This is a genomic window from Cytophaga sp. FL35 (assembly GCF_014349235.1).
Lineage (GTDB): Bacteria > Bacteroidota > Bacteroidia > Flavobacteriales > Flavobacteriaceae > Euzebyella.
In genome coordinates this window covers 98,437-123,127 of record NZ_JACSOH010000010.1, presented here as the reverse complement: position 1 = coordinate 123,127, position 24,691 = coordinate 98,437, and the positions used below count along the sequence as shown (strand labels likewise).

Below are 24,691 nucleotides of genomic sequence, written 5' to 3'. Positions count from 1 at the left end.
TTAAAATCCTACACTTAATTTAAATCCGACAGGAATTGCCCACGGATTTACATTAAACCTTTCAATACCTTGTTTGAATTGGATGCCACTTCTTCCCTGCTCGCTAGATTCCGGTTGAAATGCCATTTCTGGATCAATACCAATATCGGCTTTCGTCCAGAGAATCACGTTTCTACTGTACAGGGAAATAGCCAAGTTTTGCAATCCGATTTGTTTGATAGATTTAGAAGGCACGTTGTAGGTCAATGAGATTTCCCGAAGCTTTACATAATCGGCATCAAATGTGGCATTTCTTGTAAAATCCCATCCATAGTGATCTTGGTAACGGGTATATACCGTTCCGGGCCCACCTAAATTTTCGGCGGTCGCCACGAAGTTCCCATTTTCGTCATACTCCCCTTGTACACCAGGCATAAATACACCGTCACTAAGAGTTACTCCTCCTTCTTCTATGGGAAAGCCCCCATCAGCAGCAGTAGGTCCTCCTACCAGTACATAGAATTCACCATCAGGGGAAAGATATTGATCCGCATTTTCTTTTAAATATGAGGGCAAATCACCTACATCACTAAAGTTGTGCAACTTATCTAACCACCTTTGGGTGTGCATATCAGACTCACCATAACGGTGGGTTTGGGAAACAAACTGACCACCTTTTCTCCAGTCAAAGTTCATAGAGAGCGTCCAATTTTTATAGGATGCCGAAGTGGTCATACCCAAGTTGAAATCTGGATTGAAATTTCCTATGATGGGTGCTACCCTATTTCCATCTTCATCTTCTCTAGTACGGTCACTACTTTCAAATCCTTCCTCATCGATTATAGGCCATCCAAAATAAGGTGAATTAGGGTCTTCTACCCGAACCATAGCGGCATCAAAAATATTACCGATTTCTTCACCGATCCAGGTGATGGCGCCACCACGAGCATCGGTCCAAAGAGTAACGGAAGTCATCCCATCCGCCAACTCCATTACCTTGGTACGGTTACGGCTAAAAATAAAGCCCATATCCCAGTTCCAATCGTTTTTGGATACTATAGTCGCGTTCAAACCTGCTTCGATACCTTCACTGGTAATCAGACCGGCATTAATGAACTTAGAGTTATACCCTGACGAAATGGGCGTATTAACCGGAAAAATCTGGTCTTTATTATCGCTTTCATAATACGTAAAATCAAATCGCAACCTGTTACTGAAAAAAGCTAGGTCTAAACCTGCTTCCCATGAATTTTGTGACTCTGGTTTTAACTCAGGATTTAAAAGGTTTCCAGGAACCGATAACATAGAACCACCATCCCACGAATCGCCACTATTCAAAATAGGAACTAGGTTGTAGGGGTCTGTATCATTTCCGACTTCAGCATAACCTGCTCTTAATTTTACCAATGAAACCTTGTTTCCCAAATTGAGGGCGTTGTTCAATAATAAACTTGCCGATACTGACGGATAGAAATAAGAATTGTTAGTCTCGGGCAAGGTACTCGACCAATCATTACGACCGGTGACATCCACAAAGAAAGTATCCATAAAACCGATACTTGCCAGGCCGTATAAACTGTTTACCTGTCTTTCTGTATTATAGGAATTATAGTTCAAGTTTTCAGGAGCGATATTACTTAAAGTAAACAAATTAGGCGTCAGTAGCCCTTGCCCCCTATCCTTGGTAGAATTGGTTACCTGAGACGTTCTATTTACCCTTCTGTTACCTCCGAAGGAGGCCGAAAAATCCCAATTATTGAATTTTTTAGCGTAGGTCAAAAGAAAATCGATATTGGTCTCATTTCTAAAAATATCGGTGATACCGTAGGCCCCGTTCATTTCGTTGGTATATCCGTTCGAGATTTTAGTTTCACGAACTTCATTAACCTCATCAAAGTTGTAACGGATCATTCCTGACAATTCACTATTTATCTGCCAGTCTGCCTTTACATTCCCATAAAATCGGTTTCTTTCAAAACTGTTATTGACCTCGTTGGCCAAATAATAAGGATTGTTCCATTCTGTCTCCGTTGGGTCATCTCCAAAGGCGTAGGGAGAATTTTGACGAAGTCCTTCATAATCTGTCAACCAATAATCTTCAAGGTCCCTTACATCAATGTGCGGTGCCAGCTCGTACATCGCCTGAATGGGGTTGGCTCCCCTATTTCCGGCCGGTCTGTTGTCACTGGCCGTTTTGGTATAATTAAGACTTGAGCTTACGGTAAAGTTATCTACCAATTTGAGAGAAGAGTTCAAATTGATACTGTTCTTGCTCAAATCGGAATTAGGTATAAAACCTTTGTTCTCCAGATTGGTATAAGAAAGCCTATAATTAAGCCTTTCGGTATTATCTTGAATGGAAATGTTGTTGGTTGATGTAATTGCCGTGTTAAAAAAGTTGGCGGCATTGTCGTACGATTTCAATTCTCGAGGTACTGGAACTCCACTTGCAATTTCTTCGGCCGTGTAGGGCCAATGAATGGCATTAATTCCTTGATCCAAAGCAGGACCGGCCCAAGCCGATGAAGTCTCACCTATGAGTATGGCCCCATATTCATTTGAGGGAAAATTATCTTCAGTATATGGTCTTGAGCCCGCAGCAAATCTTGTGTGCGTATCAAGGTATCTGTACGGGATGTCAAATACCGTACTGGAATTAATGGTAACGCCCATCCCCTTTTTGGCCTTTCCTGATTTGGTAGTAATCAATACCACTCCATTACCGGCACGAGAACCGTACAAAGCGGCTGCACTGGCCCCTTTCAAGACCGTCATGGTTTCTATGTCGTCCGCATTAATATCCGAAATAGCATTACCATAATCGACTCGGTTATCGCGACCAACGCCACCCACGTTGTTCAAGGAGTTATAAACCGGAACTCCATCAATTACAAAAAGCGGTTGGTTATCGCTTGAAAGGGAAGTTGCTCCCCTAATAACCATGCTCACGGAAGAGCCCGGTGCTCCTGTACTATTGATCGCTACCCCGGAAACTTTTCCCGAAAGAGCATTCAAAGCATTTTCTTGTGGTACATTGTCCAGTGCATCTCCATCGACCTCACTTACCGAATACCCCAAGGATTTTTTCTCTCGGGAAATACCCAGTGCAGTGACCACCACCTCGTCTAAGGCTTCAGAACTGGGTTCAAGTGAGACATTTAAGGTATTTTGACTTCCAACAGGCACTTCTTTGGAAGACATTCCTATATACGAAAATAAAAGTACGGCATCATTGCCGGGCACATTAATACTGTAGTTACCGTCAAAATCGGTGCTTACCCCTGTAGTGGTTCCTTTAAGAACCACGGATACTCCGGGTAAGAGTTCTCCATCTGTACTGCTGACAGTTCCGGTAATTTCCCTTTGTGCCATTACCCCTGTTACGGAGAGAACGAACAAAAGAAAAAGTAACGAACGAATCATTGGTTTTTTCATCTTGGTAGAATTAGTTAATTAGGAAATTGAATGAAATGATGTTTAATTCCTAACAAAACTATCCGATTCTGCCTTTCAAAACATATGGTATATTATTAATTACATATGTAATATTGACCAATATTTTCGCTGTTTTACCACAAGAAAAAATTATGGTTAATATATCATTAATTTTTAGTCAAAAATCATAGGAAAATGAATTTGTGACATGACTATTTGGGGCTATTTCCACCAATTGTAAGACACAAATTCAGTTATAATAATCCAACATTTTTACCGAAATCGATGGTTTGAGTTCTTTTTGAATAAACTACGGAAAGAAAATTGTCCAATGCTCTAAAGACTACTTAATTCCTTATAAGATATTTTAACCTATCCCGACACATTTAAAAGAATAAATCATCGATTATGTTAAAATTTCACGTAAAGTGTATAAAATATAAGAAATGAATTGAAGTCTATTGAGCGTACTTTGTAAGCAATCAAACTATACCATCTATGCTTGCCGGAATCGACTATTTTATTGTCATCGCCTATATCGTAGGAATGCTGCTATTAGGACTTTACTTTAAGAAATTTGTAAATACCTCAGAAGACTATTTTCTAGGTGGCAAAAGCTTGCCTTTTTGGGCCATCGGTATGTCGATAGTCGTATCTGATATTGGGGCACTCGATTTTGTAGGCGTTTCCGGCCAGGCTTATAGATATGGTGTATCAGTAGGTAACTTTGATTGGGTTGGTTCCGTACCGGCCATGCTATTGGCCGCCTTTATTTTTATACCCTATTTCTGGCGTGGTGGCATGTACACCATTCCCGAATATTTGGGACGCAGGTACAACAAATCGGTCAGAACGATTGCTTCCGCTACTTGGATACTATTTTTTGCTCTCGATCTTGGTGTACTCTTTTGGGCAAGTGCCGTATTGCTCAACGTGCTCATGGGTTGGCCCATTTGGATCTCAATTCTTTCCACCGCCGGAGTGGTTGGCCTTTATACCTATTTCGGTGGAATTACAGCGGTTATCATGACCGATGTAGTTCAAATGATAATCATGTTCGTAGGTGGATTTGCCCTCGTTTTCTTAGGATTGCACGCCGTTGGTGGATGGGAAAACATGGTAGAGAAAATAATTACCATGGGACCAGAATACCAAAGTCATTTTGATATCATTCAACCTTCTGACACCACTTCTCCATTTCCGTGGACAGGCATTCTGTTCGGTTTGACCTTTGTAATGGCAAATGCCTACATGATCGGTAATCAGTCTATTGTTCAACGATGTCTTACAGCTAAAAATGAATGGCATGCCAAAGCTAGTATGATATTTGGATCGGCCTTAAAAATGTTCATTCCTATTTTGGTGCTATTTCCGGGGTTGATGGCCGTGGTGGTACACCCAGATTTGTCAGATGGTGACCAGGCATTGCCCATGATGATAAAAAGTATTCTGCCTCCAGGATTGGTAGGTCTTATGTTCGCTGCTTTTTTTGCCGGACTTATGTCGAGTGTCGATTCCCTTTTGAACTCTACTGCCACCCTGTTTACCAAAGATATTTATGAGCCTTTTATTAAAAAAGGTGCAAGTGACAAGCATTATTTAAAAGTTGGACAAATAACCACCTTGGTTCTACTCATATTCGGGGTGGCGACCTCACCTATCAGCAGTGATTTCCCGGGAATATATGTGGCCATACAGACCTTTATGTCCTATTTTCAAGGGCCCCTCTTCGCCATTCTCCTATTGGGTATTTTCTGGAAAAGAACTACTCAATGGGGCGGACTTTCGGCATTGATAATCGGAATTGCCTTTGCCGTTTTCTTAAATGTTTTTAAAGAACACTTTTTTCATATAGAAGATCCTTTTCTCTATATTTCATGGTGGTCGTTTCTAGTAGGCTTTATCATCAATGTTATCGTAAGCCTTTGTACCAAAAAACATGAGGAAAAAGATTTACAAGGCTTAGTTTTTAATACGAAAATAGTCACCGAAAATACCTCTATATAATTATGTTGAATTTTGATTGGGCTTCTGGAATATCGCAAGAAACTGCAAAAATGATATTTTTCGGTCTCTATCTAATAATTGGGGCCTTGGTATTGCTTTTGCCTACAGAATATATTTATCAAGGCATTCCAAAAGAAAAAAGATTTTGGTACCATAATCTAAAAATTTGGTCATGGACCGTTTTAGGAATTTTGGCTACCGTTTACTACTTATTTTAAAACTTCAACCATGACCGAAATAGAGCTATTGAACAAAATTAAAACGGCCAAGATAAATCGTGCCCTTGGAGTCTTTATATTAATTTTTGGCCTTATTGTGTTAGTTGCCATAACCTTTACCGAAACCTTTGTGCAACAAATGACCGATTTGGTAGCTGGCATGGTATTGATCCTTATTGGCGGAGGTATGTTTTGGAAATCACAAATGAACTTGGTTCAGCTAAGTACTAAGAATAAAACGCTGTAATATGGCCTTTTATAATTGGGAACTTACGGATAATTGGAGGTTAGAATCCTCTTCACACATAAAGTATGACGGTAAAGAATTATCGTCACAGGGTGAATGCTCAAATGATTGGATGCGTGTTAATGTTCCGTCTACTGTTTTAGCGGCATTGGTCAAAAACAAGGTCTTCAAGAACCTCTATTTTGGTGAAAACTTAAAAACTGTTCCTAAAGAAATTTTTACTGTTCCCTGGTGGTATGTCAAAACTTTTGAACTCAGCAAAGAGCAGGCTGCCCTTTTTGGTGAACTTGTTTTTGAAGGAATTAATTACAAAGCGAATATCTGGTTAAACGGAACAAAAATTGCCGATTCCAATTTAATTGATGGAGCCTATCGCATTACGACTATAGAAGCCAGCGAACACTTAAAAGAAGGTGAGAACCTATTAGCTGTAGAAGTAATTCCTCCTGAGCCCGGAGATTTTAGTACCGGATTCGTTGACTGGAATCCAAAGCCTCCTGACGGAAATATGGGAATTTTTAGGCCTGTAAAACTACTTTTGCACGGCGGCGTCTTTCTCAGTAAAACATTTGTTAAGACCTATTTAAATGATTTTGTAGACTCTTCCGCCGTGGTTCATATTTCTGTGGAAGTTGAGAATAAATCAAACACTTCAATAGCTGGAAACCTGAGTGCAGCATTTGGTGATATTAGAATCGAAAAAAAACTACATTTAGAGGCCCATAGCAGTACGATAATTCATCTGAAACCAACCGAATTCCACCAACTGAACATTAAAAACCCGAATCTTTGGTGGCCTGCAGACATGGGAGAACCTCATTTGTATGAACTTCACATGCAGTTTTCTATTAAGAATTCTATACATAGTACCGTTAAAACCAACTTCGGAATACGAAGTGTCGCCGATTATTGGCTTGATGGCAAACACCGCGGATTTAAGATCAATGGTAAAAAACTATTGATCAAGGGTGCCGGTTGGACGGATGATTTGCTGCTCATGGATACCCCTGAAAAACTGGAAGCGCAAATTAAATATGTGCGCCATATGAACCTAAATTGTGTTCGACTCGAAGGTTTTTGGGGAACAGATCAAAAATTATACGATCTCTGCGATACTTACGGCATTTTGATTATGGCGGGTTGGAGTTGCCATTGGGAGCATGAAATTCATATGGGAGTTCCTGTCGACGAACGATTTGGAGGTGTTTATAAGCCTGAACACATCGAGCATGTAGCCAAGGCTTGGCAAGACCAAATTACTTGGTTAAGAAATCACCCCAGTATTTTTGTTTGGACGGTAGCTAGTGACAAAGTACCTATTACCGCACTCGAAGAGCAATATATCAAGATCTTTGATCAGTACGATAATACGCGACCTTACCTGAATTCTACAGGAGGCGTTGGCAGTGACCAGCATGTGATTGGCAGTGAAGATGTCATTAGCGAAATTAGCGGCTCTTCGGGTGTAAAAATGCTCGGCCCTTATGATTATACGGCACCGGTCTACTGGTATACGGACACTGATTTTGGCGGTGCCTATGGTTTTAATACCGAAACGGGTCCGGGTGCTCAAATTCCTGAACTGAACAGCATTCAAAAGTTTATTCCAGAGGACAAACTCTGGCCCATTAACGAGGTGTGGAATTACCATTGCGGACTTTATGAATTTGCACACCTCGACAGGTTTAGAGAGGCCCTGTTGGCCAAGTACGGCGAAACAAAAAATATTGACGATTTTAATAGAAAAGCCCAAGCATTAAACTATGAGCTGATGCGCCCCATGTTTGAGGCGTTTAGGGTGAACAAAACTAAAAGTACAGGTGTGATCCAATGGATGCTGAACGCGGCATGGCCCAAAATGTATTGGCAATTATACGACTATTACCTGATGCCAACGGCAGCTTTCTACGCCGCTAGAAAAGCCTGCGCTCCCCAACAGTTAATCTATGATTACGGAAGTCATTCTGTGTACTTGGTCAATGACCTATTTGATGTAAGTTCTGATTGTGTCGCAGAAATTAAAGTTTTTAATATTCATTCAGAATTAATTTTCAGTGTCGAGCACCAAACCATTTCTGAAGCAAATAGCTCGACTCAGTTGTATAAATTAGGTGACATCAAGAATTTATCGACTACCTATTTTTTAGATCTCAGATTGTTCGAGAAAGACAAGAATGCGATTAGCTCTAACTTTTATTGGTTATCCACCCAAGAAGAGATTTTAGATTACGAAGCAAATTTAGGTGAATTCGCCTTCCATACCCCAAGCAATCAGTTTTCAGATTTTACCATGTTGCAAAAATTGGATAAAATTGAACTTCAAGTTGGGTACGAAATAGACGCTAGACAAGGGCAATTAAAAGTAGAGCTGACCAATACTACAAATGTTATAGCCTTTCAAGTTTCTCTCTTTCTATTAGATGGCAGTGAAAATGATATTCTTCCTGTTTTCTGGGATGACAATTACATCTCCCTTCTGCCGAACGAAAAGAGAGTAATAGAAGTCCATTTCAATTATCATGGAACTGTCCAATTAAAAATCTCTGGATGGAATATCAAAGAATTTAGAACCGAAATTTCACCAAAATCAATACCAATTTAATCAAACTGAAATATGGAACAACTGGCACTTTTGGGTGGGCCATCCGTCAAAGACATATTTAAAGACCCCTGGCCTCAATGGCCTGTTTGGGGCAAGGAAGAGGAAAAAGCCCTCATTGAAGTACTGAATAGTGGCGTCTGGTCTTACAATGGCCCAAAAGAAACAGAATTCAATCAACTTTTTGCTGCTTTCACTGGAACCAAATATTCGGTATGCACCGTAAACGGAACCGTCACTTTACAGATTGCTTTGGAAGCCCTTGAAATAGGTGTGGGCGACGAAGTCATCATTCCCGGACTTACTTGGCAGGCTACAGCGGCAACGGTCATCGATGTAAATGCGACCCCCGTTATTGTCGATGTTCTTGAAGACACCTGGTGTATCGATCCCGAAGCCATTAAAAAAGCTATAACCCCGAGGACCAAAGCAGTTATTCCCGTTCACTTGTATGGCGCCTTTGCCGATATGGACTCGATAATGGCTATAGCAAAAGAACATGATTTGCACATCATTGAAGACTGCGCCCACAAACATGGAGGCGAATGGAAAGGGAAAAAAGCCGGAAGTATCGGTGATATAGGAAGCTTCAGTTTTCAACTATCAAAGCATTTAACCGCTGGGGAAGGTGGCGCCGTTACTACCAATGACCCGGATTTGGCAGAACGACTTGACGCCTTAAGAAATTGTGGCAGAAGGCCGGAAGGCAGTTTTAAAAGTGGGGATAAAGGTATTGGTGATTATGGCGACGATGGTAATTTCTTGCAATCGGGTAATCTGAGAATTACCGAGTTTCAAGCAGCTATTTTAGTGGAGGGACTCAAAAGATTGCCAAAGCAAAATGACACAAGGGATGAAAACGGAGCATATCTCAACGAGCTTTTAAAAGAACTACCCGGCATCCACCCTTTGAAAAGGGATTCTCGGGAAACCAAAAAAGCTTATTTTAATTTCGCCTTTAGATATTTAAAAGTTGAGTTTAAAGGTTTGCCCATCGAAATTTTTAGAAAAGCGTTTGAAGCTGAACTAAATATTGTAGTTGATGCATGTTATGAACCACTCAACCAATGTTCGTTGTATGTACCCCATACAAAGCCGGCCAGACATAAGCTCAATGAAAATTATTGGGAGCAAATAGACCCGAACCGATTTCAATTGCCGGTATGTGAGCGTATCTTTCATGAAGAGTCTGTTTGTTTACACCATAAAGTTTTGATGGGAAGCAAAGAAGATATGATTTTGATTGCAAATGCCATTAAAAAAATATACGAGCAAGCGGAACAATTAATGAGTTAATAAATGAAACCCTTATTTTCTATACTACTAACTCTAATTCCTTTTATCTTGATAGCACAGGAAATGAAACTACCTAAAAAGGGAATTTGTGCTCACAGAGGTGCTACTGAGAACCATCCTGAAAATACCCTACCAGCCTTTGAAGAAGCTATTCGGTTAGGTGCCCAAATGATAGAATTTGATGTACAACTTTCAAAGGATGGTGCCTTGGTCATTATTCATGACGATACCGTAGACCGCACCACCGATGGAAACGGACAAGTATCTCATAAAAATTTAAAGGAACTGCGACAATTAGACGCCGGTTCATGGAAATCTCTTCAGTTAAAAAATACCCGAATACCCACTTTAGAGGAAGTTTTAAACATTATGCCCAACACTGTTTGGTTAAATGTGCATTTAAAAGGTGGTAAGGAATTGGGAAGAAAAGTGGCTCTTCAAATTTTAAAATCCAACAAAGAACGGCAGTCGGTTATCGCCTGTGGAAATGAAGCCTTCGCTGGTATACAATCTGTAAACAAAAATTTGATGGTCTGTAATATGAATCGTACAACCTCTCGTGACAAGTATATTTCTGAAACTATAGAGGGTAATTTCAAATTTATACAATTAAAAAAATCAAGAGAAAAAGGAAGTCTTGAAAAGGAGCTTACTTCACTTAAAAACAAAGATGTTCAAGTCAATTATTTTGGAACCGATTCTATTGAAGAAATGAAAGAGTTAATTGATTTGGGCGTAGACTTTATTTTGACGGATAGGCTTTCATTATTGTTAAGTGAATTTAAAAAGTTAGAAACTGAATCAGATTACCATTAAATAATCTTCTAATGAAAAGCATAAAAGTAGCATTAATTGGGGCAGGCTATATTGCAGACTACCATGCTAGAGCTATTCAAAAATTAGCTAACGTAGATACGCTCGCCGTAGTGGCCAGAACTTTAAAAAGTGCCCAAAGATTTGCTTCAAAATATAAAATACCACACACCTTTGATGATATTAAACCCCTATTAAATAATAGTATCATTGATGCGGTAATATTAAGTACGCCAAATGCCCTACATGCTCCTCATGCCATAGCTTTTCTAAAGCATGGAAAAGACGTTTTCATCGAAAAACCTTTGGCCCTTTCCGAGAAAGAGGCTTTTAAAATAGAAACCACCGCGAGCAAGTGTCAGCAAAAGGTAATGGTTGGCCATATGTGGCGGTTTGATCGTGAGGCTCAATTTATTAAAGCGACCATTGAAAGAGGAGACCTCGGTAAAATCATAAAAACCAAGGGCTATGGTATACATGAAAATTGGGGTCCTACAGGGTGGTTTACCAATAAAAAATTAGCCGGTGGAGGTGCTTTAGCAGATATGGGCGTACATGCCATTGACACGGTACGTTTTCTCCTAAACGACCCCAAACCTGTAAAGGTTTATGCAAGGATCGCTACCAATTTTGGCGATTATGAAGTGGATGACTCGGCAATTTTGGTTATCACTTGGAGTAATGGTACTGAAAGCATTATTGAGAGCGGCTGGTGGCAACCGCATATGGATGGCCCCGAGGCCAGCACAGCAATTTTTGGTACTGAGGGCTATGCTAGACTATTTCCTACATCTTTAAAAATAAAAAATGGAGATTCCAGTGAAATTTCCACACCCATTTTTCCTAAAAAAAATGAACATTGCGATCAAAGCATCTATGATAAACAAATGGCTTATTTTATTGACTGTATCCAAAAAAACAGAATACCAGTACCAGGTTTAAAAGAAGGTATTATTGTAAATAAAATTGTTGATGCCGCCTATAAATCTTCTAAACTAGGTGAAGCCGTAAATATTATACATTAAATCTCATCGGCATTTGGTTCGTAAGAAATTTAAAATTGTACAGTCCTTCTGCAAACGATTTCGCACCATATATTCCACATTGATTTACAGTAAGTTGAAGTTGCCACACAATATTCGGACTAACTTTTCATTATATTTAGCATAGGGCAATTATAAACTACCATCATGAACATTCTATTTATTGAAGACGATGCCATTGAGACCATGAAATTTAAACGTACTCTGGCAAAACTAAATGTTAAACATAAAATTACCGAAGCCAAAAATGGAGAAGAAGCTCTCGAAGTTTTGGGTTCTGGAGACCAATTACCAGACATCATTCTGCTCGATTTGAATATGCCAAGAATGAGCGGTATTGAATTTTTGAAAATATTAAAAGCAGATGAGCATTATAAATATCTTCCTACAATAATGCTTACAACATCTCAAAATAGGGCAGATTTGCTGGAATGTTACCGCATTGGCATAGCTGGATACATCTTAAAACCCTTAAAATATGAGGAATACGAAGAAAAACTCATTAAGGTAGTCCATTATTGGGAAGCTAGTGAATTAGTGAAGGCATAACGTTTTTCCTACATTTTACAACATTTTTGCTTATTTCGGAAGTCTTTTTCCTACATTTATCGTTAATTAAAAGACCGAATCAAAATTCAACTTAAACCTAATTAAATGAAAGGAATAGTCTTTACCGAGTTTCTTGAGATGGTGGAAGAGAAATTTGGACTCGAAGTAGCCGACTCCATCATTGAAAATTCCGACTTACCCTCCAATGGAGTTTATACCGCCATAGGCACGTACGAATTCAATGAAATGCTAAGTCTAATTACCAACCTCAGCTCTGAGGTCAAGATTGATATAGATACGCTGATCTATACTTTTGGCCATTATCTTTTTGCTAGTCTTGGTAAAGCGCATCCTGAGGTAATACAGAGTTATAATAATCCTTTAGGGCTTATTTACGCCATTGAAGACCACATTCACGTTCATGTGCAAAAAATCTATCCTGAAGCGGAACTACCCACATTTAAAATTTTGGATAAAACAGACCATTCCCTTTCCATGGTGTACGCATCTTCAAGGGGACTTTATAGATTGGCACACGGTTTAATTGAACGCTGCTTTGAGCATTATAATAGTTCTGCCCAAGTATCATACAAATTATTAAAAGAGGATGGAACAGAAGTACAGTTCGACATCGTCCAAAATGGATAGCAAAGAGGTACAAATGCTTAAACGGGCTTTGGAGCGCCAAAAATTGGCACGCCAACAGGCCGAAAAGATTCTTGAGGAGAAATCCAAAGAACTTTATGACATGACTCGTCATTTAAAAGCAGCCAATAATAAATTAGAGGGCCTATTGAATAAAAAGCAGACAGACCTTAGTGATTCTTTTATGGACATCATCGATCCATATGTCATCTTAGACTTGGATTATAATGTAATTACTATGAACGATTCTGCCATCAAGTTTTTAGGCGTTGACCATCGTAAAGAATCCATCAATGTAGGTACCATGGTTCACTATGACTATGTTAATTACACTCTGGAAGCTTTTGGGTCCCTGAAAAAGATTGGTATCCTTAGAAACTATCAAGCCAAAATTGTACTTAAGGACAAGGTTCAAAAATTTATACAGATAAACGCCAGTCTCATTTATGATGCGGAACAGAACCCTATTGGGATTCATGGGGTGATGCGAGATATTAGCCGAGAAATGGAAATTAAGGAGTTGTTGGATGAACAGCGCAGGGAACTTAATATCATTGTAGATAACTCTCCCCTAGGAATAGCCCTGACCGTTGAGGGTAAGATTATAAAAGCCAACCCCACTTTCTCACAATTGTTAGGGTATACTGAAAATGAACTGATTAACGTCACTCCCAAAGATATCACCACCTGCTATGATGAAGAAGAGTGCAATGAGTTTGTGGAAACTCACAATCAATCCGGTCAGGACAATATTTCGGTGACAAAAGAATACATAAGAAAAGATGGAAGTACCTTTTTTGCTAAAACAAACATCAACGCCGTTAGAGACCAAAAAGGCGAGATTAAATTTCAGGTAGTTGTCATAGAGGACATCACATTAGAAAAAGAACTTCAAAAACAAAAAGAACAACTTTTAGTTGACCTGGAAGCCAGTAACAAAAATCTCCAAGAGTACGCGCATATCGTTTCGCATGATTTAAAATCACCGCTCCGCAGTATAAGTGCCTTGGCCTCATGGATAAAAGAAGATTACCATGATAAGATTGATGAAGCTGGACAAGAACAACTTTCGTTGCTACAGGAAAAAGTTGCTTCCATGGACAAACTCATCCAAGGTATTTTGGAATATTCTACCGCCAATAGTTCCCAACTGTTATCCAGTGAGGTGGACTTAAACGAGGTAATAGATACCATTAAGGAAACTATTTTCATTCCAGATCATGTAAATGTAACCGTGCCCGATCCGTTACCTACCATCGTTGGTGATAAGACCAAGATGCAACAGCTATTTCAGAATATAATAGGCAATGCCGTGGTACATATTGAGAGGGAAGTAGGCCTGGTACAAGTTCTTTTTAAGGACACCAAAGAATTCTACCATTTTACCGTAGAAGATAATGGTGTAGGTATCCCAAAGGAATATCATGAAAAGATTTTTAAAATTTTCCAATCTATAGGAAATAAAGAAAGGTCAACAGGTATTGGACTTTCTATTGTAAAGAAAATTGTAGACCGTTATGAAGGTGATGTTTGGGTAGATAGTGAAGTGGGGGAAGGAACCCAGTTTCATTTCACCCTTAAAAAGTCTGTATTAACCAATGAAAATATAGAGTCATGAAAATAGTTCAGGCAAAAAAAACAAAAGGTAATCCTTGGGAATTTAGCACAGATAAGTCCATCTTAAAAAATCCCCTGGTCCTAGTATTTGGTGACCGATTTTTATTGGAAGAAGAAAACTGTTTTGAAGAAATTTCTCAATTATTTCCGGATGGTCATATAGTAATTGGCTCCACTAGCGGAGAGATTTTAAAAGAGAATGTATTTGAAAAATCCATGGTTCTTACCGCTATAGAATTCGAAAAAAGCAGCTATTTGGTAAAAAGCAAGAATTTAGCGGATTTTAATGGTGACGATGAATTACTAGGAAAAACTTTAATGGAAGAATTTCCTCAAAAAAATCTTAAACACGTTTTCGTGGTTTCTGAAGGAAGCTCTGTGAATGGAAGCAGTTTAATTATTGGACTAGAATTATCCAAGAAGGCCAATGTGGGGCTTAGCGGTGGCCTCTGCGGAGATGATGCGCGATTTGAAAAAACTCTTTCTTCATATAATACAGCTCCCAAGGAAGGGGAAATAATCGCGGTAGGTCTATATGGCGAAAGTCTAGAAGTAACAAGTGCCAATTATGGAGGCTGGTCCGTATTTGGGCCCAAAAGAACCATTACCAAATCTGAAGAAAATATACTGTTCGAGCTTGATGGTAAACCTGCTTTAGACCTCTACAAACAATATTTAGGGGACAAAGCAAAAGATTTGCCCTACTCCGCTCTTTTTTACCCGTTGAACGTAGACCAACATGATGGTTCACAACCATTGGTAAGAACCATATTGAATATAGATGAAGCATCCAATTCCATGATTTTGGCGGGAAATGTCCCAGAGGGATCCTCCGTACAATTAATGATGTCTACCGTGGATGATATTGCGGATGGAGCAAGGGAAGCGGCAAAATTAGCCGTTGAAATAAGAGAAAAGAAAACAGAATTGGCCTTGTTGGTAAGTTGTGTTGGCCGTAAATTGGTCATGGATCAAAGAACGGAAGATGAAGTGGAAGAAGTAATTGATGTCATTGGTAAACAAGCCGCAGTTACCGGGTTTTATTCCTACGGGGAAATGGCACCTTTTGCAAGCCAAGGCGCGTGTAAGCTACATAACCAGACCATGACCTTAACCCTACTTAGCGAATAATGCATTCCTTATTAAATAGACAAATAAGAAAATTTCTCCCGGAAGATTTACGGGAACATGAAGGTCTCCGTGATTTTCTAGAAGCGGTCCAAAGGTCCTATCAAGATCAAGATGATAAGCTGGCTATGATCCAAAGGGCGACAGCCATTAGTTCAAAAGAGCTTTATGAAGCAAACAGAGAGTTAGAAGCGGAAGCACAACGCCAGAAAAAAATAATTGATGCCCTTGAAAAAGCATTAAAAAGTTTAAATGAAAACTTGAATATCAAAAATGGGAGTCGTTCCAGTATTTTAGATGTTGAAAAGTTAGCTACTAAAATTGGTGAGCAAGCAGAACAACTTTCTAGAATGAGTACGGAGCAGAGTAAATTGATGAAGGAATTGGAATCTCAAAATGAATCCCTAAACAATTATGCCCACGTGGTTTCCCATGATTTAAAATCTCCCATAAGAAACATTAATACGTTGTTGACATGGATCATGGAGGAGGAGAAAGAAAAATTCTCTGAAGATAGCAAAGCCAATAGCGAAATGATTTCCCAAAATTTAGTCAAGATGGACCGGTTGATTGATGGCGTTCTTAAGCATGCTACCGTTTCCACCTTAGAAGAAGAGAAAGCCAATATCAATATTTCAGATTTATTACAGGAAATAGAAAATACCATCTATGTACCTGAAAACGTAACTTTAGATTTTTCGGGAGAATTACCAACCATCTTTGGGCAAAAATATACTTTAGAGCAACTCTTTACCAATCTAATTACCAACGCCATTACCGCTACTGAAGAGCAAGAAAAAGGAATCATTAGGATAAGTGCCAAAGAAAATAAATTTTACTACACCTTTGAAATAACCGATAATGGCAAAGGTATCCCAGAACATCATCAATCCAAGATATTTGATATGTTCAGTAAGCTGAGCAATGAAAACAATGCTACAGGAATTGGGCTTTCCCTGGTCAAAAAAATAGTCAATCTTTATGAAGGAGATATTAGCTTAACTTCGAGGGAAGGTGAAGGAACCACTTTTTATCTTACCCTAAAAAAACAGAAATAGCTATGGAAACACCTAACAAAAACTATATAAAACAACTGGCCGGAGATGACTTGGAGTTTGAACAACAATTCATCAATATATTAAAGGAAGAATTTCCCGTAGAAAGAGACGAATACCAAAAAACATTACAAAATAAAGAATATCAAGAAACGGCTCAGCTGGTGCACAAAATTAAACACAAGTTCAATATTCTTGGTCTAGAGGAATCCTATCAATTGGCACAGGATTACGAAGCAGAACTGCTTAAAAGCAATACGGATATGCAAACAAAGTTTGAAGCATCTTTAAATCTAGTGACAGAATACATACAAACTATTTAACCTCATACAGTTATTGGTAAAAAAGATGGGAATTCCCATCTTTTTTTATTGGATAAAGCGTTGTAATGGGCAATAGATTTAATTATCGAGCTTGGCGAAAAAAATAGGCTTTTCCTGTAATTGCCATTTAACCTTTAATCCTACTTCCGTAAATTCAAATCCAGCAGCAGTCGCAGACGCAATATTACTGTATTTTCCATAAAGGTTTCCACTTAGCCTTTTATTGAATTGATGGGTGATACCAGCCTCTGCTCTAAATATAGGCGTTTGCGGGTCATTTTCCACACGCTGCAAACCCGTGGCAACGCTGAGATAATACTTGGTTTTATCAGAAAAATCACCTCTTAAGTCCGCAAAAACCTCTCCAGCCCTATAAACCTCAGGGCTAAAATAAATAGTGGGCACTTGGTCCTTAAAAGTAATGTATTGATAATTTAGCCCAACTTTAAATGCTGGTTTGCGAAACACTGAATAGTATAGAGAGGTAAACAATAAATTACGAATATTATCATCTGACTGTCTGGTGTGCATTAGCTGCGTGTACCATCCCAAATTGATGTTGGTTCCTAAATTATAAGTGAGGCCGTAGTTATCCATCACTATCTCCCTTTCAATCAAATCGGCATTAAAACTTTGCATTTCACGTTGGTATCCCAATTCTAAATTTTGCAAACGATAGGGCTTTAAGGCCAACTTAAAGTTAAGGACCGGTTGGCTGTAACTTTCTTCAAACCTACTATTATTGACACCAATATGACTACTCAGGTTCACATTGGGCATTAATTTATAATCTACCCCCAAACTGAATACATGGGATTCCGCTTTGTTTAAGGTAACAGTGTTTTCGGTATTCCTATATTGATAACTAACTGAAGTCTTAAATTTTGTACTCCAAGGAACCAAGCCGTTGATAGTGTTTGAGAAGGCCACATTATTGCCGTTGTCAAATGTATAAGCCGCATGATCTTGTACGGTAGGAACATGCAACCCGTTTAGTTTTTCAATAAAACCTTGAGCATCCTTTTGGTTTTTAAAGATTCTCAAAGTCTGAAAGGCCGCATTGTACGCAGGTTTTATTCGGTCAGAAGCAAATAATGCGTTGGCCATACCAAGGTTACCATCAAATGAAGTACTATCCTTCACTAATATTTCTTCATAGTTTGTGAGGCTCATCTTAAAGTTAGCCGTATACATCCCCAATGTTGCCTTCAAGGCCCTTATCCAGTTCCTATCAGGGTTGGATTTTTCAAGTAGTTCTATTTGCTTTTTGGCCTTGTTAAATTGCCTATTCCAGATAAGCGCTTGTACATATCTATTATTGGTGCGTTCTATCAATTCCGTGTCGTTTACGGAATTCAAACGCTCCATGGCCCGTTGAGAAACCTTTAGCGCTTCCCTATCATTTTCGGCAATATGCTCTGCCAGGGCAATACCGTTTCTGGCAGTTATGGAGTCTTTTTTATTCGTAGCATAACGCCAGTAGATTGCTTTGGCCTTATCTGTTTCTTTTGTGATTAAATAAAGATTGGCCAAATTGGTAAGGGCATCTTTATCCTCTGGAAAATCCTTAAAAATTTGTAATAAAAGATGCTCTGCCTCCTTATACTTCTGTGCATTTGTATATTCATTCGCATACCCTAACCGTATATATTTTTTGGAGACTTTAGCACCAGGGTTTTCCGGACTAAGCTGAATAGCTTTATTCACCCAAACCAAAGCTTCCTCATATTCCTTTAGATTGGAAAGGGTATTTGCATAACCAAGTACGGCCCCAAATTTATCAGGATAGTCCGTCACCAAATCCTTGTACAATGGTTTGGCCTTTTCATACTGCTTATCCCATAAAAATGATTCGTTGTAATTGATGGTTACTTCATAATCATTGGGATAGCTATCCTTTAAGGATCCAAATAGTGCTGTAGCTTTCTTAGGATCCCCGTTCAAACCAACCGCTCGACCGTAACAAAGCTTTGCAGTCTTATTTTGTGGGTCTTGTTCTAAATAGTCCTCAAAAAAGGTTTCTGCCTTATCAAATTTACCATTTTCAAGTAGTTGAAATCCGGGAGTCATATCCTCTTGTGCCAACAAGTTGGAAGTGATCAGGGTTAAACCGATTATTGCCAGGAATCGTAACATCAATTTACGTAAGTTTTTATTTACAAAAACTATAACGTACTATTTACAAAATTATGTTGTCAGGATTAAAAAAATATCGGACCGAGATATTCGAAATTTTCCAAGAAGTAAAGTCTTTATGATTATATCCTACTATTTATAACACTTACAAGTAAATTGAGTATAAACAAAAACTCAAAAATCAATAAACGTGTGATCAACTTTCAGTTGATAATTATGCACCATAAAACATAAGACTTATCCTACAATAAAATACAAAATAAACGTTAGTATACTATAAATGATTCCTCGTTTTACACGACTGTAATCATTTTATAGAGAAAAATCAACATATTAAAGAATAGTATGACGGCCATTAGACTAATGCTTCGAAAGGTATCGCAAGAGCAGTTATTCATGCTAAGCGTTCTAATCGTCAACGGTGGCAACTATTTGTATAACCTATTATTGGGAAGGTTTTTAGGCCCCGAAGCATTTTCCGAAGCTGCTCTGCTCATTACCTTGCTACTAGTACTTTCGTTTCTAGGAATGACCTTTCAATTGGCCGTAGCCAAATTTGCGGTGCTTTTTACAGGTAACGAATGGCGCAAATTCAAAAATAATAGTTACAAACAATCAGCAATTATTGGAACAATTGTTGGGCTTATCATAATTATTTTATCCAGTAAACTACAAGTCCTCTTCAATGCCCAAAGCCAGTGGATGTTTATCATTTTTGGAATTGGCATACCTATCTATTTTTTCATGAGTGTCAATAGAGGTACGTATCAGGGAAATCAGGAATTCAACAGGCTTTCCATCACCTATCAAACAGAAATGTGGAGTAGGCTACTTATCACTATGTTATTACTGATACTCCTTGATTTTGAACCTGGAATTTTGGTAGCAACAGGTATACTAATTTCCTTCCTATTTGGACTTTATCCTTCTGATATGCAAGGGGTCTCTTTGAACACTTCGGAAAAGTTAAGCCCAGAAAATGCAAAGAAAGTCTCCCAGTTTGTAGTACTCACAGCATGTTACGAACTCACACAGATTATCATCAACAATAGCGACATCCTAATGGTCAAACATTATTTTGATGCTCTGGATGCCGGTCTTTACGCTTCTCTAGCCTTAATTGGCAGAGTTGTATATTTTGTAGCATGGATGTTTGTAATGCTTCTTTTACCCGCTGTGGTACAAAAACAAAAGGATGGTGAACCCACTGCCCCTATCCTATTCAAATACGTAACCTATATAGGCCTGTTATCCGCAGCAATTGTAATCAGTTGCTATATATTTCCAGATTTGATCATAACATTAATGTTTGGGCAGTCTTATTTAAGTATGGCCGACCTTTTATGGCAATATGCCTTGGCAACATCACTCTTTGCTGTATCCAATATTTTTGCCTACTACTTTTTATCCCTTGATCATTATGTTCCGGTTATCATTTCCGGAATTCTTGGACTGTCACAAATAGTATTGGTGGCCCTTTTTCATGAAAACCTGGCCACGGTAGTACACATGCAAATCATTGCTATGTCCACATTATTAGTGGTACAAATAATCTATTTTTTAAATAAAGAGCTTACTAAAAATAACCGACTTACGGACTAATAAATACTAAAATGAAACTAGCAATTGTTACTGCCTACCCGCCCAGCAAGGTCACTTTGAACGAGTATGCCTATTATTTGGTAAAGCACTTTAGGTTACAACCAGAGGTGTCTGAAATTATATTGATGACAGACAGTACCCCTACCCCCAAGGATTTGGAATTCAAGGAACAAGGGTGCCCCATTATCGTTGAGGAATGTTGGGATTTTAATAGTTACCAGAACCTATTTAGGGTGAACAAAGCAGTGAGCAAACATCAACCGGATGCAATCCTCTTTAACCTACAGTTTCTAAAGTTTGGGGATAAAAAGATTCCTGCGGCACTAGGGTTAATGCTACCCTATATGTGTAGGCGAAAAGGTATTCCTACTATATCCCTCCTACATAATATTTTGGAGAAAGTGGATTTAGGAAGTGCGGGTTTTACAAATAATAAACTTCTGCAATATGCCTATAATTTTATTGGAACCAATCTTACAAGGTTTATTTTAGCTTCTGATATTGTGTCGGTTACCATAAGCAAGTATGTTTCCACTTTGGAAAAAAAATACAAAGCAAAAAATATCGCACTTATACCCCATGGATCCTTTGAAACCCCACCACTTCCAAATTTTAACCTCCCGGAAGGGCCAAAACAAGTGATGGCCTTTGGAAAATTTGGCACGTATAAAAAGGTAGAGGTTCTTATTGAGGCTGTGGAAGTAATCCGAAGCCGTACACATGAAAACATTGAAATAGTTATTGCTGGTACGGATAGCCCTAATACTCCGGGATATATTGAGGAAATGAAGAAGAAATATAGCCATGTAGACCAACTTAGGTTTACGGGTTATGTGGCGGAAGAGGATGTTCCCGTGATTTTTGGCGAAAGCGCAGTTGTCGTCTTTCCATATACCTCCACTACCGGAAGTTCCGGGGTACTTCACCAAGCGGGAAGCTATGGGAAAGCAGTGGCATTGCCAGACTTAGGCGATTTGAGCATTCTGGTAAGGGAAGAAGGTTATAGAGGTGAATTCTTTGCTCCAGAAGATAAATATTCTTTGGCGGATGCCATTGAAAAGATAATCTTGGATGATGCGCACCGTATAGAATTGGCGCAAACCAACTACAAAGCAGCATGTTCTCTTCCTATGAGCACAATAACAAAAATGTACATAGATTACTTCAAGGCCATTCAGGTTCAAAAATCAAAAGGTAGAGTAATCGATGTTAACTCCATAAAACTGTCCCCTGAAACAACAGACGCTTAATTATATCGAGTTACCCTTTTAAAAGCGGAGTTTTTACTCCGCTTTTTTATTTTGTATCAAATACTTTGTTGCAGGTTTTGGCTTTCCTTCCGTATCATAGCAACCATAAAATTGCTGCGGTTTTTTACGCCAAGGTAAACGTCCAACTACCGCATTTGGCACTTGGCTAAAGTCATAAAGAGTCCAAAAAAGAAACGGGATATTGTGGTCCTCTAAAATTCCTTGAATTTCTTTGTAGTAATTGGCTTGGTCTTCTTCTGATCCTCTATAAAAATTCCAAAGTCCTCCATAGGAAGAAAGACCATACTCTTGTAGAACTATAGGCTTTTCAGGGTCATTGATACCTTCTTCAAGTTGAATGTAGGCTTCTTCAAAATCCTTTAATTCCCTATAGTAATGAAAGGAGATAAAATCCAATTTCTCGTTTAGGTTCAATGCACCTTCAGGAGTTGCCCAACCAATAGTAACCGGATGCTTGCCATCCCATTTTCTAACCTCATCTACCATTTGATCAAGCCAGGCCATTACCATTTCCTTTCCGCGGGATTCAAAATCTAAATCAGGTTCATTCTTTATATCCCAAGCCAAAATTGCCTTATGGTCCTTTAGGGCCAATACCACATGCTCTACGTGACGATGGGTCAATGTCCAATCAAAAACATCATAATTACCGTAAAAATCGAACAGGGTAACAACAACCTTTAGCTCGTTTTCATATGCCTTGTCCAAAAGGGATTTTACTTTATCAATTTTCTTTCCATCCACAAAAGCTGCTCCAAAATCCTCGTAGGGGATAAAAATTCTAATGGTATTAAGGCCCATTTCCTTAATTAACCCAAAGTCTTTGGATATAATACTATCACTGTATTTTTTCCCAAAAACATCCCAAGGGGTATCCTTGGGGTAATAATTAAGACCTTTAATGTCCTTAACCAAAGATTTAATACTATCTGATAATTTTGAAAGCGGCTTTTCCGGTTCAGGTTTATTTTCCCTTTTGGTAAAATGACGAATTCTCCAAAATCCGTCCTCCAGAAGCATTATGACATTATACGATTCCTTTTTTTTCGCTTCTAGGACAGGTTGATTATTTACCAAGCTTTCTTGATAAATATCCACATTATGATCCGTGAAATAAACTTGGGTTCCATCTGCACTATAAAAGTCAAGTTTTGGAAAGTGATTTAAAGTAGTTTGCCTAAACGAAGCTTGTTGTTCTAAATTGAAGTCAAGAATACGGTTCACCTTTACCCTAGCACTATCAGTGAAATAATCTGAAAGACCAAATCTCTTATTGGTCAAGAGAGAATTGTTTTTTACATACCACCCATTTAAATAATCTCGTTCAATTGCGGCCAGTGTTAGCGGCTCCATAGGTCTTCCTTCTACTCTGGATGTATCCCACTCCACTTTGGGTAAATACGTGCGCACCTCCTCCAAATTCAAATGTAAGCGTGAAGACCTTTCGGCTCCTGTATTCAAGTAGGACCATACAGAACTTATACCAAAAAGAATAAGGGCATTGACACCTAAGAAGGTGATTATAAGAAAACATCTTATGAGTAACCTATTCCAGTTCATTAGTTCCTAAAGCTACTTTAAATTCTTTTTGTAAGCCGGCCGTTTCCAGGTTAATGGTATAAAACCCATTTTCATAAAACAGTTCTTCCAATTCAAAGGAGGCTTTGCCCTTGCTGGAGTTGGTTAATTTAGTGTCGACCAACTCACCCTTATCATTAAACAACTTTAACGTAATCAACAACCCATCAGGAACTAGTTGCTCCATAAAACCATGAATGGGCCCTACCTCAATCAAACGGTTATCATGCAAAAAAGAAACTTCATAATCTTTCACCGCTGATTTAAATTGTACTTGAGTTTCATTGCTTTTTGATTCTCCCGTAACATATGCGGTAACCTTCCAATTACTCGCTTTTGTGGGGTGCAAGAGTTTACCGGTTGCTACACCTGCCAAGGTAGACCCCACGGTCAGCAATCTAGCCCCATCTTGATCGGTAACTTGAAAATTAACCAATGTGCCATCTGCAACCGTATTGCCAAACCGATCTTGAATTTCATCTGTTATAAATTCTATTACCTGATTACCATCTGCATAATCATGTACTCTTTTGTAATCAATCTTGAAATTAACTGAATTGGATGGTGCTATCATACTGGTCAGTTCTTTGGAGCTTATTTGATTAACAGTGGCGCTCACCAACATTCTCCCGGCATGGTCAGAGCTAAACAGGTTATGCCATAGATATCCATTTCTTAACTCTCCCTGTATGCTATCTTGAGCATTGTCCATTTGTCTTTTGATAATTACAGATGTTCCATCTGGTAAAGGATTATCATACACGTCTGTTGGCACCATAAATAACATGGAAAAATCATCTCCCCCGGCCCTAATACTTCTAGGACCAAAATAGGTTTCTATTTTGGTGGTCAATTCTTGCTTGGGCAACACCTTTAAATTACCACTTAACACTGCTTGTGATTTATTAATAAGTTCCCATTCATATAAACCTGCTTGCCTAGTATCCTTTTTGTTTAAAGTAAAAACCAACTTGTTGTCAAGGAACATTGGCTGCAAAATAATTGGGCCTAAACCCTGATGTATTAATAAATACGGATTACCCTTTCCTTTAATCTCAAAAGTAAATTTGGCAATTTCCCCAGCTACAATGGATGAAGGTTGCTCATGACCAACAACATATATATCCTTAGATACCATAGTCTTTTTTTC

At 38.7% G+C, this 24,691-nt stretch carries 18 protein-coding genes; 14 read left to right on the top strand and 4 right to left on the bottom strand.

Features of this window, described 5'->3' with window-relative positions:
• Entirely contained in the window at positions 1-3,414 is a 3,414-nt protein-coding gene (locus tag BIZ36_RS10400) for a SusC/RagA family TonB-linked outer membrane protein (protein WP_187457835.1), read from the bottom strand.
• A gap of 498 nt (positions 3,415-3,912) precedes the next feature.
• Between BIZ36_RS10400 and BIZ36_RS10395 the strand changes: the two genes are divergently transcribed.
• The 12 genes from BIZ36_RS10395 (at position 3,913) to BIZ36_RS10340 (ending at position 16,954) form a co-directional block, all read left to right on the top strand.
• Entirely contained in the window at positions 3,913-5,421 is a 1,509-nt protein-coding gene (locus tag BIZ36_RS10395) for a sodium:solute symporter family protein (RefSeq protein WP_187457834.1), read from the top strand.
• Between the two features lie 228 nt (positions 5,422-5,649).
• Complete coding sequence (locus BIZ36_RS10390; RefSeq protein ID WP_187457833.1) at positions 5,650-5,886, top strand: hypothetical protein; 237 nt, start codon at positions 5,650-5,652, stop codon at positions 5,884-5,886.
• Between the two features lies 1 nt (position 5,887).
• Complete coding sequence (locus BIZ36_RS10385; protein WP_187457832.1) at positions 5,888-8,488, top strand: glycosyl hydrolase 2 galactose-binding domain-containing protein; 2,601 nt, start codon at positions 5,888-5,890, stop codon at positions 8,486-8,488.
• A 12-nt stretch (positions 8,489-8,500) separates the two neighbouring features.
• Complete coding sequence (locus tag BIZ36_RS10380) at positions 8,501-9,781, top strand: DegT/DnrJ/EryC1/StrS family aminotransferase (protein WP_187457831.1); 1,281 nt, start codon at positions 8,501-8,503, stop codon at positions 9,779-9,781.
• Positions 9,782-9,784: 3 nt separating this feature from the next.
• Entirely contained in the window at positions 9,785-10,597 is an 813-nt protein-coding gene (locus tag BIZ36_RS10375) for a glycerophosphodiester phosphodiesterase (RefSeq protein ID WP_187457830.1), read from the top strand.
• 11 nt (positions 10,598-10,608) lie between these two features.
• Entirely contained in the window at positions 10,609-11,619 is a 1,011-nt protein-coding gene (locus BIZ36_RS10370) for a Gfo/Idh/MocA family protein (RefSeq protein WP_187457829.1), read from the top strand.
• A gap of 165 nt (positions 11,620-11,784) precedes the next feature.
• On the top strand, positions 11,785-12,186 hold the full coding sequence (locus BIZ36_RS10365) for a response regulator (protein ID WP_187457828.1): 402 nt from the start codon (positions 11,785-11,787) through the stop codon (positions 12,184-12,186).
• Between the two features lie 105 nt (positions 12,187-12,291).
• Entirely contained in the window at positions 12,292-12,834 is a 543-nt protein-coding gene (locus BIZ36_RS10360) for a heme NO-binding domain-containing protein (protein WP_187457827.1), read from the top strand.
• Positions 12,794-14,449: a PAS domain-containing sensor histidine kinase gene (locus BIZ36_RS10355; protein ID WP_222937345.1), complete on the top strand. Its 1,656-nt coding sequence runs from the start codon at positions 12,794-12,796 to the stop codon at positions 14,447-14,449. The genes BIZ36_RS10360 and BIZ36_RS10355 overlap by 41 nt, the downstream gene beginning before the upstream one ends.
• On the top strand, positions 14,446-15,579 hold the full coding sequence (locus tag BIZ36_RS10350; protein WP_187457826.1) for an FIST signal transduction protein: 1,134 nt from the start codon (positions 14,446-14,448) through the stop codon (positions 15,577-15,579). The genes BIZ36_RS10355 and BIZ36_RS10350 overlap by 4 nt, the downstream gene beginning before the upstream one ends.
• A complete protein-coding gene (locus tag BIZ36_RS10345; protein WP_187457825.1) occupies positions 15,579-16,634 on the top strand; it encodes a sensor histidine kinase in 1,056 nt (351 codons plus the stop codon). Before BIZ36_RS10350 ends, BIZ36_RS10345 begins: the two co-directional genes overlap by 1 nt.
• Before the next feature lie 2 nt (positions 16,635-16,636).
• Complete coding sequence (locus BIZ36_RS10340; protein ID WP_187457824.1) at positions 16,637-16,954, top strand: Hpt domain-containing protein; 318 nt, start codon at positions 16,637-16,639, stop codon at positions 16,952-16,954.
• Positions 16,955-17,032: 78 nt separating this feature from the next.
• On the opposite strand, the gene BIZ36_RS10335 is transcribed toward BIZ36_RS10340, so the two are convergent.
• On the bottom strand, positions 17,033-19,090 hold the full coding sequence (locus BIZ36_RS10335) for a tetratricopeptide repeat protein (RefSeq protein ID WP_187457823.1): 2,058 nt from the start codon (positions 19,088-19,090) through the stop codon (positions 17,033-17,035).
• Between the two features lie 345 nt (positions 19,091-19,435).
• Between BIZ36_RS10335 and BIZ36_RS10330 the strand changes: the two genes are divergently transcribed.
• Positions 19,436-20,692 (top strand): oligosaccharide flippase family protein, encoded by a 1,257-nt coding sequence (locus BIZ36_RS10330; RefSeq protein WP_187457822.1) that lies wholly within the window; start codon positions 19,436-19,438, stop codon positions 20,690-20,692.
• 11 nt (positions 20,693-20,703) lie between these two features.
• Positions 20,704-21,942, top strand: a complete 1,239-nt coding sequence (locus BIZ36_RS10325; protein WP_187457821.1) for a glycosyltransferase — start codon at positions 20,704-20,706, stop codon at positions 21,940-21,942.
• Positions 21,943-21,975: 33 nt separating this feature from the next.
• On the opposite strand, the gene BIZ36_RS10320 is transcribed toward BIZ36_RS10325, so the two are convergent.
• Both BIZ36_RS10320 and BIZ36_RS10315 read right to left on the bottom strand, forming a co-directional pair.
• Positions 21,976-23,523 carry a cellulase family glycosylhydrolase gene (locus BIZ36_RS10320; protein WP_187457820.1) on the bottom strand — a complete coding sequence of 516 codons (1,548 nt, stop codon included), beginning with the start codon at positions 23,521-23,523 and terminating at the stop codon, positions 21,976-21,978.
• Entirely contained in the window at positions 23,510-24,679 is a 1,170-nt protein-coding gene (locus BIZ36_RS10315; RefSeq protein WP_187457819.1) for a hypothetical protein, read from the bottom strand. Before BIZ36_RS10315 ends, BIZ36_RS10320 begins: the two co-directional genes overlap by 14 nt.
• Between the last annotated feature and the right edge of the window lie 12 nt (positions 24,680-24,691).

Coding starts and splice junctions, on each gene's coding strand:
- BIZ36_RS10400 (WP_187457835.1), bottom strand. CDS start 3,414: ATGAAAAAACCAATGATTCGTTCGTTACTTTTTCTTTTGTTCGTTCTC.
- BIZ36_RS10395 (WP_187457834.1), top strand. CDS start 3,913: ATGCTTGCCGGAATCGACTATTTTATTGTCATCGCCTATATCGTAGGA.
- BIZ36_RS10390 (WP_187457833.1), top strand. CDS start 5,650: ATGACCGAAATAGAGCTATTGAACAAAATTAAAACGGCCAAGATAAAT.
- BIZ36_RS10385 (WP_187457832.1), top strand. CDS start 5,888: ATGGCCTTTTATAATTGGGAACTTACGGATAATTGGAGGTTAGAATCC.
- BIZ36_RS10380 (WP_187457831.1), top strand. CDS start 8,501: ATGGAACAACTGGCACTTTTGGGTGGGCCATCCGTCAAAGACATATTT.
- BIZ36_RS10375 (WP_187457830.1), top strand. CDS start 9,785: ATGAAACCCTTATTTTCTATACTACTAACTCTAATTCCTTTTATCTTG.
- BIZ36_RS10370 (WP_187457829.1), top strand. CDS start 10,609: ATGAAAAGCATAAAAGTAGCATTAATTGGGGCAGGCTATATTGCAGAC.
- BIZ36_RS10365 (WP_187457828.1), top strand. CDS start 11,785: ATGAACATTCTATTTATTGAAGACGATGCCATTGAGACCATGAAATTT.
- BIZ36_RS10360 (WP_187457827.1), top strand. CDS start 12,292: ATGAAAGGAATAGTCTTTACCGAGTTTCTTGAGATGGTGGAAGAGAAA.
- BIZ36_RS10355 (WP_222937345.1), top strand. CDS start 12,794: ATGGAACAGAAGTACAGTTCGACATCGTCCAAAATGGATAGCAAAGAG.
- BIZ36_RS10350 (WP_187457826.1), top strand. CDS start 14,446: ATGAAAATAGTTCAGGCAAAAAAAACAAAAGGTAATCCTTGGGAATTT.
- BIZ36_RS10345 (WP_187457825.1), top strand. CDS start 15,579: ATGCATTCCTTATTAAATAGACAAATAAGAAAATTTCTCCCGGAAGAT.
- BIZ36_RS10340 (WP_187457824.1), top strand. CDS start 16,637: ATGGAAACACCTAACAAAAACTATATAAAACAACTGGCCGGAGATGAC.
- BIZ36_RS10335 (WP_187457823.1), bottom strand. CDS start 19,090: ATGTTACGATTCCTGGCAATAATCGGTTTAACCCTGATCACTTCCAAC.
- BIZ36_RS10330 (WP_187457822.1), top strand. CDS start 19,436: ATGACGGCCATTAGACTAATGCTTCGAAAGGTATCGCAAGAGCAGTTA.
- BIZ36_RS10325 (WP_187457821.1), top strand. CDS start 20,704: ATGAAACTAGCAATTGTTACTGCCTACCCGCCCAGCAAGGTCACTTTG.
- BIZ36_RS10320 (WP_187457820.1), bottom strand. CDS start 23,523: ATGAACTGGAATAGGTTACTCATAAGATGTTTTCTTATAATCACCTTC.
- BIZ36_RS10315 (WP_187457819.1), bottom strand. CDS start 24,679: ATGGTATCTAAGGATATATATGTTGTTGGTCATGAGCAACCTTCATCC.